Here is a 7,226-nt window from a genome sequence, read left to right as displayed (position 1 = left end):
GGTGAGGCGCACCCCCTCGCTGGCCCTCAGGGGTCGCCTTGCCACAGGTGCCCGCGCCCGACTCGATCCGGCGCTCCGGAACCGCGTTTTCCCAGCGCGCCGCGGGGCAGAAAATACGTGCCGGACTTGTCGATTGGGCTGTGTCCGATATTGTGGAGGTTTCCCGGGTCCGCGAACTCCGCGACGGTCCGGCGTTGGGGATTGAACCATGAAGGTGCGAGCGAGCGTGCGGCGGATCTGCGAGAAGTGCAAGCTGATCAAGCGCAAGGGCGTGGTCCGCGTCATCTGCGAAGACCCCCGCCACAAGCAACGGCAAGGCTGAGCGTAGTGGCCGGTGGGGAGCGGGCGGTGGACGGCAAAACCAATTGCCGTCCCGCCCCGACTGCCCACCGCCCACTCTCCACTGACCACTAGCGAGCGTAGCGAGAACGACATGCCCCGTATCCAAGGCGTTGACATTCCGCCGGACAAGCCGACCCACATCTCCCTGCGGTACATCCGCGGGCTGGGGGCGACCACGTCGCTGGAGGTGTGCGAGAAGCTGCACCTGAACCCGCAGCGGCGGGCGAAGGAGCTCACGGACTCCGAGGTCGCGCAGATCGCGGCCCTGCTGGACAAGGAGTACCTCGTCGAGGGGCCGCTCCGCCGCCAGGAGGGGTCGAACATCGCCCGGCTCAAGGAAATCAAGAGCTACCGCGGCGAGCGGCACCGCAAGAACCTGCCGTGCCGCGGCCAGCGGTCCAAGACCAACGCCCGCACCCGGAAGGGCGTCCGCAAGACGGTCGCCGGCAAGAAGGGCGTCAAGGACATGCGGTAGTAGTGGTCAGCGGACGGCGGGCGGTGGGCAGTTCGACCGGGCCACGGTCGGCCGCCGCCGCCCCCCTCGTTCCCCACTGGCCCCCCGCTCGAACCGACCACCATCCACTGACCACCGATAACCGACCACTCCAATGGCGAAATCGAAAAAGAAGAAGGCACGCCGCAACGTCAGCCGCGGCGTCGCGCACGTGCAGAGCACGTTCAACAACACGATCATCACCATCACCGACACGAACGGCGACACGCTGTGCCACTCGTCGGGCGGTGCGGTCGGGTTCAAGGGCAGCCGCAAGAGCACCCCGTTCGCCGCCCAGCGGGCCGCCGAAGAGTGCGCCGCCAAGGCGTCGAAGTTCGGCGTCAAGGAGATCGAGGTCCGCGTGAAGGGGCCGGGGGCCGGCCGCGAGTCCGCGGTCACCGCGCTCCAGGCCGCCGGGCTGAACGTCAAGGCGATCGAGGACGTCACCCCGCTGCCGCACAACGGCTGCCGCCCGCCCAAGAAGCGGCGCGTCTGACGACGACGACTACGGCTCGACCGGCTCCGGCGAGCCGGGAGCATCGGTGACCGGGGGAACCTCACTCCGGTCACCGACGCTCCCGGCTCGCCGGGCGTTGGGTGCCCCTCCCCGTTCCGACTCTGGGGTTCGCCGGGGAACCGCCCACCGACACGCCGCCAGCCCGTTCCCGGAGTTCCGGCACCGCGCCGGACCCACCTGACCCCTGGTTTTCGACACCTGGAACTTATGGCTCGTAACACCGACCCGGTCTGCAAGATGTGCCGGCGGGAGCAGATGAAGCTCTTCCTGAAGGGGGAGCGCTGCTTCAGCCCGAAGTGCCCGATCGACCGCGAGAAGCCCCCGCCCGGCATGCACGGGCTCCGCCGCGGCAAGCAGTCGGAGTACGGCCTCCGGCTCCGCGAGAAGCAGAAGCTCAAGCGGTTCTACGGGATCCTCGAGGCCCAGTTCCGCCGGTACTACGACCTCGCCACCCGGTCCCCCGAGAACACCGGCGAGCAGCTCCTCTCGATCCTCGAGCGGCGGCTCGACAACGTCGTCCACCGCCTCGGCCTCGCCGTCAACCGAATGTCCGGCCGCCAGATGGTGTCGCACGGGCACATCCTGGTGAACGGCCGGAAGTGCGACATCCCGAGCATGCTGCTCAAGCCCGGCGACGTCGTGAAGATCAAGCCCCGCGAGGGCAGCCTCAAGATGGCCCGCGAGACGCTCCAGAAGAACATCGTCCGCATCCCGGACTTCCTGGAGCTGACCAACAACCAGGAGCAGCCCGAGGGCCGCATGACCCGCCTGCCGAACTCGGCCGACGTGGACGAGCGGTTCTACGACCGCCCCGAGAGCCTGGCCCAGCGGGTCCAGCTCATCATCGAAATCGCCACCCGGTAGTGGTGGAAATCCGAAATTCGAAGCACGAAACTCGAAAGAAGACTCGGCCCGTTTGGCCCCGCCATCCTTTCGGATTTCGTGCTTCGAATTTCGTGCTTGTGCCCCGGCAGCGACCGCGGGGCCGTTCGTTTCACAAGACCCCGTCTGGTTCGCCCCCGTGCCGGTCGCGCACGGGCGGCGGTAAGCCGACGGAGCGGAGGTTCACCATGCGAGTTCGCTGGCGCGGGCTGGAGCTGCCGAGCCGGGTCCACACCGACCGGGGCACCCTCACCGACACCTACGGGAAGTTCTTCGCCGAGCCGTTCGAGCGCGGGTTCGGCATGACGATCGGCAACAGCCTGCGGCGGATCCTGCTGTCGAGCCTGGAAGGCAGCGCCATCACCCGGGTTAAGATCCACGACGTCCAGCACGAGATCTCCACGATCACCGGCGTGGTCGAGGACGTCACCGACATCATCCTGAACGTCAAGTCGCTGGTCGTGAAGAACCTGTCGGACCAGCCGAAGGTGATCCGCATCCAGAAGCACGAGGCCGGCCCGGTCCGCGGCGTCGACGTGCAGCACGACGAGATGGTGCAGATCATCAACCCCGAGCACCACATCGCCACGCTGACGAGCGACGTGCCGTTCGTCATGGAGATGACGGTCGAGAACGGCCGCGGGTACCGGACCGCCGAGGAGAACGCCGGCAAGGAGCGCGAGATCGGCGTCATCCCGGTCGACAGCAGCTTCTCCCCGGTCGTGCGGGTCAAGTACGACAGCGAGGAGACCCGGGTCGGCCAGAAGACCAACTACGACCGGCTCGTGATGGAGATCTGGACCAACGGCACGATCGGGCCGCAGATGGCGCTGGTCGAGGCCGCGAAGATCCTCCGCAAGCACCTCAACCCGTTCGTGCAGTACACGGAACAGGGGCCGGAGGTGCCGATGGAGGAGTCGATGGAGATCGGCGGGGCCCGGGCCACGTCCGACACCAGCGACGCCGAACTGGAGCGCAAGCTCAACATGAGCCTGGCCGAGCTGGAGCTCTCGGTCCGGGCCACCAACTGCCTCGAGACCGAGGGGATCACGACCGTCCGCGAGCTGATCCTCCGGAGCCCGGACGAGCTGCTCGAGGTCCGGAACTTCGGCGAGACCACGCTCCGCGAGGTCCAACTGAAGCTCCAGGAGCGCGGCCTGACCCTCGGCATGCGGATCCCCCCGCGCCGCTCGTAAGCGGCGACAGGAGTCCGGGGTCCGGGATCGGGAGTCAGAACCCCGGCCCGGCCCCACGATACCCGCGCGTTCCTTGGCACGGCGCGCGGTTCTTATCCGACTCCTGATTCCTGACCCCTGATTCCTGAAAGAAAGCCACCATGCGTCACGGCAAGCGCGGCCGCCACCTGAACCGCAAGCCCTCCCACCGGCGGAGCCTGTTCCGCAACCTCGCGCGTGCGCTGTTCACGCACGAGTCGATCGTCACCACCACGCCCAAGGCGAAGGAGCTCCGGCCGTTCGCCGAGAAGCTCATCACCCTGGCGAAGAAGGCGGCGCTGGTCGTCGCCGGGGCCAGCGGCAAGGGCGAGGCCGAGGAGAAGGCCGCCCGGATCACCGCCCTCCACTACCGCCGCCAGGCGATGGCCCTGCTCGGTCCGACCCACGGCACCGGCGTGTGGGACAAGAACGACGAGAACCCGACCAACGACACGGTGCTCAAGAAGCTGTTCCGCGAGATCGGCCCGCGGTACGCGGCCCGGCCCGGCGGCTACACCCGCATCATGAAGCAGCACTACCGCCGCCTCGGCGACGCCGGCGAGACGTCGATCATCGAGCTGCTCAAGGCCAACGACACCAAGATCGCGAAGCAGCCGGCCCCGGCCGCCCCGGTCGTGGCCCCGGCCCCGGCCGCACTCGAAGCGGCCCCCGCGGCGACGTGACCCGTCCGGGTCCGCGACGGAGCAAACGCGAGAAGGCCGCCCGTTCCGACGGGCGGCCTTCTGCGTTGGGTGGCTGGAGGTTTTGGCGAGCGGGGGACGTAAGTCCCCCGGTAGGTGCGAATCGTGGTTCTACCGGGGGACTTACGTCCCCCGCTCGCCAGGAGTGCCAAATCTTCAAATAACCCCTTCTTCGTTCACCCGGGCTCGCACTGGGTCACTTCCCCGGGGCGTCCTTGTCCTTGGCGGGGGCCGGCGCGGGCTCCGCGAGGCTCTGCTTGAGCTTCCAGAACCCGAACCTCACCATCCCCGCGGCGCGGGCCTCGTCGGTCGGGAACGCGTAGTTGCCGTACCCGATGCTCTGTGGGTTCGGCTCGCCCTGGCCCTGCGGGAACACGTACCCGTAGTCCCGCATCTTCTGCCCGGTCTGGGTCAGGAGCATCGCCAGGGCCACGTCGCGGAGCAGGCACTGGTGCTGGACGTTCTGGCCCGGCTTGCCCCCGGCGACGTTGCCGAACCAGACGCTGGTGACGAGCGTGTCGTTGCCGAGCAGCGTGGCGAGGAACGGGACTTCCTCCTTGCCGCGCTGCTGGGTGAGGAACATCAGCGCCTGGCCCTTGGCGTACCCGTACACGCCCTCGGTGGTGACGATCCGCCGCAGGAGCGGGAGGCTCTGGGGGAAGTTCCGGAGCGGCCCCTGGGGGCCGACCACGTGCGCGAGCTGGTTCAGGTCGTTGGGGTCGTCGCGGCTCTCCAGCCACTGCCCGACGATCCGCTTGTACGCTTCGGCGTGCGGGGCCGAGGTGTTCGTCAGGGCGCTCATGGACGCCGGCTGCTGGACGAACATCGCCCCGGTCACGTGGTTGAACATCCCGCGGGGGACCTCCTTGCTCGGGACGACGGTCTCGGCGAAGAACAGGCACGCGAGGTCGGGCAGCGTGGCCTGCTGCGGGGGCGACATCCGGCCGTTGAAGTTCCGGTGCTGCATCTTGTTCCAGAGCAGGTTCCGGCGGTCGGAGATGGCGCGGCCGCCCTCGGTCGGGCCGCGGTCCACGGCCTGGAGCATTTCAAGGTTGTACGGCGACTTGACGACCTCGACGAACAGGGCCCGGGCCTTCTCGTCCCGGCCGACGAGGGTGCGGAACTGCTTGAGGCCGGGGAGGTCGTGGTCGAACTTGCCCTCGGTGTCGGCGAGGTACGTGGCGAGTCGGGCGGCGAGTTCGTCGGCCCCGGCCTTGGGGAGCAGCCGGGCGGTGCGGAACCGGACCTCGGGGTCGGCGTCGGCGGCGGCCGCCTCGAGCAGCACGGGGCGGGCGAGCCGGCCCATCTTGCCGAGTTCGAGGAACGCCTCCTCGCGCTCGCGGTAGAACTCGCTGCCGAGCTTGCGGACGAGGTCGCGGGCCTTCGAGAGTTCGCTCGCGGGGACGACCAGGTCCTTCGGGTCGGGGGTGGCACCGAGCGCCGGGGCCGCGAGCAGCCCCGCGGTCAGGAGTGCCAGGGCGGTCCGGGTCATGTCGTCCTCGGGGTCATCGAGCGGCGGAATAGGTCCAGCATGTTCCGGACGAGGCAACGCGCCAATCGGATTTTACCATTTCGTTACACCCGGTTACGAGCCCGGGGGTCACGGGTTCTTCGCCCGCCACTCCTTCCACTTCGCCTGCGCCGCGTCCCGCTTCTCCTCGGGGACGTAGAACCGCGTGTAGTTGAAGTTGGCGGTGCCGGCCCTGGCGCCCTTGCCGTACTGGTCGACGAACCCGTAGTCCTCGGGGCTCTGCTGGGTGATGAGCAGGCCGACGATCAGGGCCAGGTCGCGGAGCTGGATCTCGTGCGCCGCGATCTCGCCGGGCTTGTTGGGGACGGCCCGGCGCACGGTGAACACCACCGCCTTGTCGTCCATCGCGCCCTCCAGTGCGGGGAGGTGCGCCTTGGTGCCGGAGCGGACGAGGGTGGTCGCGGCCATGCTCCGGTACCCGGCCACGGCGGCCTGGTTCCGCAGGAGCCGGGTGGCGAGGTCGCACGCCACCTCGGGGAGCGCGAGGGTGCCCGCGAGGGTCATCGCGTTGTACTGGTCCATCGGGTCCTGGCGGGTCCGGAACCACGCGGTGAGGACGGCCCGGCACACCTTCCCTCGGTCGTCGCCGGCGGCGATCGCCTGGCTCACGCCGGCCGACTGCACGAGGACGCTGATCGGGGCCGACCGCGGGGGGACGAAGCTCGCCCCGGCCTGGTACTCGGCCAGGAGCAGCGTGAGCACGTCGGCCAGGCTCGGGTCGCGCCGGGCCGCCGGGGGCCGCACGCCGCCGCCGGCGACGAACACCGCCCGCGGGTACTTCTGCGAGTACAGTTCTTGCTGGCGGGCGGTCGCGAGCGCGCCGAGTTCGGCCTGCTGGCCGCCGATGGCGAACAGGAGGTGCCGGTTGGCGGGCGCGGCGACGAGTTCGGCGAACACCGTGCGGGCCGCGCCGTCGAGCGCCGGGTCCGTGCGGACCGGGAACCCGAGGACCGTGTGGGTGGTGCGGACCAGTTCGCGGAACTGGGTCCACCCGGCGAGGTCGTGGTCGAACTTCCCGTCGGTGTCGGCCAGGAACACATCGAGCCGCGCCTTCATTTCGAGGCTCGTGGCCCGCGGCAGCAGCCCCTGGGACCGGGTCCGCACCTCGGCGCTGGCGTCGTTGTTGACCGCTTCGAGGAGGGCCGCCCGTGCCAGCCGGCCCATCTGGGCGAGGGCGAGTTCGGCCTCCTCGCGCTCGGCGTACTGCTCGCTGCCGAGCTTCTGGACCAGTTCGCGGGCCTTCGCCAGCTCGCCGTCGGGAACGAGGAGCGACTTCGGGTCGGGCGACGCCGACGGCGACGCGGCCGCCGCAGCGGAGGCGGCGAGCAGAACGGCGGCGAGAGCGGTGGTCGAACGCAGCATGTGCAACCCTCGGCAGGTTGGGGTTGGTGCCCGGGCGGCGGGGCGGTGACGCGGGGCGTCAGACTCGGCATTATATCGGAGCGTCCGGGCCGCGTCGATCACCTACCGGCCGCCGTTACAGGCCGCGCGGCGCGTGCCTCTGTGGATTCTGGCGAGCGGGGGACGTGAGTCCCCCGGTGGAGTG

At 69.5% G+C, this 7,226-nt stretch carries 8 protein-coding genes; 6 read left to right on the top strand and 2 right to left on the bottom strand.

Going from position 1 to position 7,226, the window contains the following annotated elements; translation table 11 throughout:
- Nucleotides 1–208 precede the first annotated feature (208 nt).
- The 6 genes from rpmJ (at nucleotide 209) to rplQ (ending at nucleotide 4,131) form a co-directional block, all read left to right on the top strand.
- Nucleotides 209–322: a 50S ribosomal protein L36 gene (gene rpmJ, locus ACTIGN_RS11315; protein ID WP_144954837.1), complete on the top strand. Its 114-nt coding sequence runs from the start codon at nucleotides 209–211 to the stop codon at nucleotides 320–322.
- Between the two features lie 111 nt (nucleotides 323–433).
- Nucleotides 434–817 (top strand): 30S ribosomal protein S13, encoded by a 384-nt coding sequence (rpsM, locus tag ACTIGN_RS11310; RefSeq protein ID WP_439623837.1) that lies wholly within the window; start codon nucleotides 434–436, stop codon nucleotides 815–817.
- 133 nt (nucleotides 818–950) lie between these two features.
- On the top strand, nucleotides 951–1,331 hold the full coding sequence (gene rpsK / locus ACTIGN_RS11305) for a 30S ribosomal protein S11 (protein ID WP_144954843.1): 381 nt from the start codon (nucleotides 951–953) through the stop codon (nucleotides 1,329–1,331).
- A gap of 228 nt (nucleotides 1,332–1,559) precedes the next feature.
- A complete protein-coding gene (gene rpsD, locus ACTIGN_RS11300; RefSeq protein ID WP_439623835.1) occupies nucleotides 1,560–2,216 on the top strand; it encodes a 30S ribosomal protein S4 in 657 nt (218 codons plus the stop codon).
- 206 nt (nucleotides 2,217–2,422) lie between these two features.
- Complete coding sequence (locus tag ACTIGN_RS11295; protein ID WP_439623833.1) at nucleotides 2,423–3,430, top strand: DNA-directed RNA polymerase subunit alpha; 1,008 nt, start codon at nucleotides 2,423–2,425, stop codon at nucleotides 3,428–3,430.
- A 140-nt stretch (nucleotides 3,431–3,570) separates the two neighbouring features.
- The gene (gene rplQ / locus ACTIGN_RS11290; RefSeq protein ID WP_439623831.1) at nucleotides 3,571–4,131 is read left to right on the top strand and encodes a 50S ribosomal protein L17; all 561 of its coding nucleotides are present in this window, start codon (nucleotides 3,571–3,573) and stop codon (nucleotides 4,129–4,131) included.
- Nucleotides 4,132–4,345: 214 nt separating this feature from the next.
- On the opposite strand, the gene ACTIGN_RS11285 is transcribed toward rplQ, so the two are convergent.
- Both ACTIGN_RS11285 and ACTIGN_RS11280 read right to left on the bottom strand, forming a co-directional pair.
- Nucleotides 4,346–5,641, bottom strand: a complete 1,296-nt coding sequence (locus ACTIGN_RS11285) for a hypothetical protein (protein WP_439623829.1) — start codon at nucleotides 5,639–5,641, stop codon at nucleotides 4,346–4,348.
- 108 nt (nucleotides 5,642–5,749) lie between these two features.
- Entirely contained in the window at nucleotides 5,750–7,042 is a 1,293-nt protein-coding gene (locus tag ACTIGN_RS11280; protein WP_439623828.1) for a hypothetical protein, read from the bottom strand.
- Between the last annotated feature and the right edge of the window lie 184 nt (nucleotides 7,043–7,226).

This window comes from Gemmata sp., assembly GCF_051859125.1.
Taxonomy (GTDB): Bacteria; Planctomycetota; Planctomycetia; order Gemmatales; family Gemmataceae; genus Gemmata.
Note: the sequence above shows the minus strand (reverse complement) of the source record. Positions and strands in the feature narration are given on the sequence as shown.

Excerpts from the sequence above, each read along its gene's own strand:
- rpmJ (WP_144954837.1), top strand. The coding sequence starts at position 209 with ATGAAGGTGCGAGCGAGCGTGCGGCGGATCTGCGAGAAGTGCAAGCTG.
- rpsM (WP_439623837.1), top strand. The coding sequence starts at position 434 with ATGCCCCGTATCCAAGGCGTTGACATTCCGCCGGACAAGCCGACCCAC.
- rpsK (WP_144954843.1), top strand. The coding sequence starts at position 951 with ATGGCGAAATCGAAAAAGAAGAAGGCACGCCGCAACGTCAGCCGCGGC.
- rpsD (WP_439623835.1), top strand. The coding sequence starts at position 1,560 with ATGGCTCGTAACACCGACCCGGTCTGCAAGATGTGCCGGCGGGAGCAG.
- ACTIGN_RS11295 (WP_439623833.1), top strand. The coding sequence starts at position 2,423 with ATGCGAGTTCGCTGGCGCGGGCTGGAGCTGCCGAGCCGGGTCCACACC.
- rplQ (WP_439623831.1), top strand. The coding sequence starts at position 3,571 with ATGCGTCACGGCAAGCGCGGCCGCCACCTGAACCGCAAGCCCTCCCAC.
- ACTIGN_RS11285 (WP_439623829.1), bottom strand. The coding sequence starts at position 5,641 with ATGACCCGGACCGCCCTGGCACTCCTGACCGCGGGGCTGCTCGCGGCC.
- ACTIGN_RS11280 (WP_439623828.1), bottom strand. The coding sequence starts at position 7,042 with ATGCTGCGTTCGACCACCGCTCTCGCCGCCGTTCTGCTCGCCGCCTCC.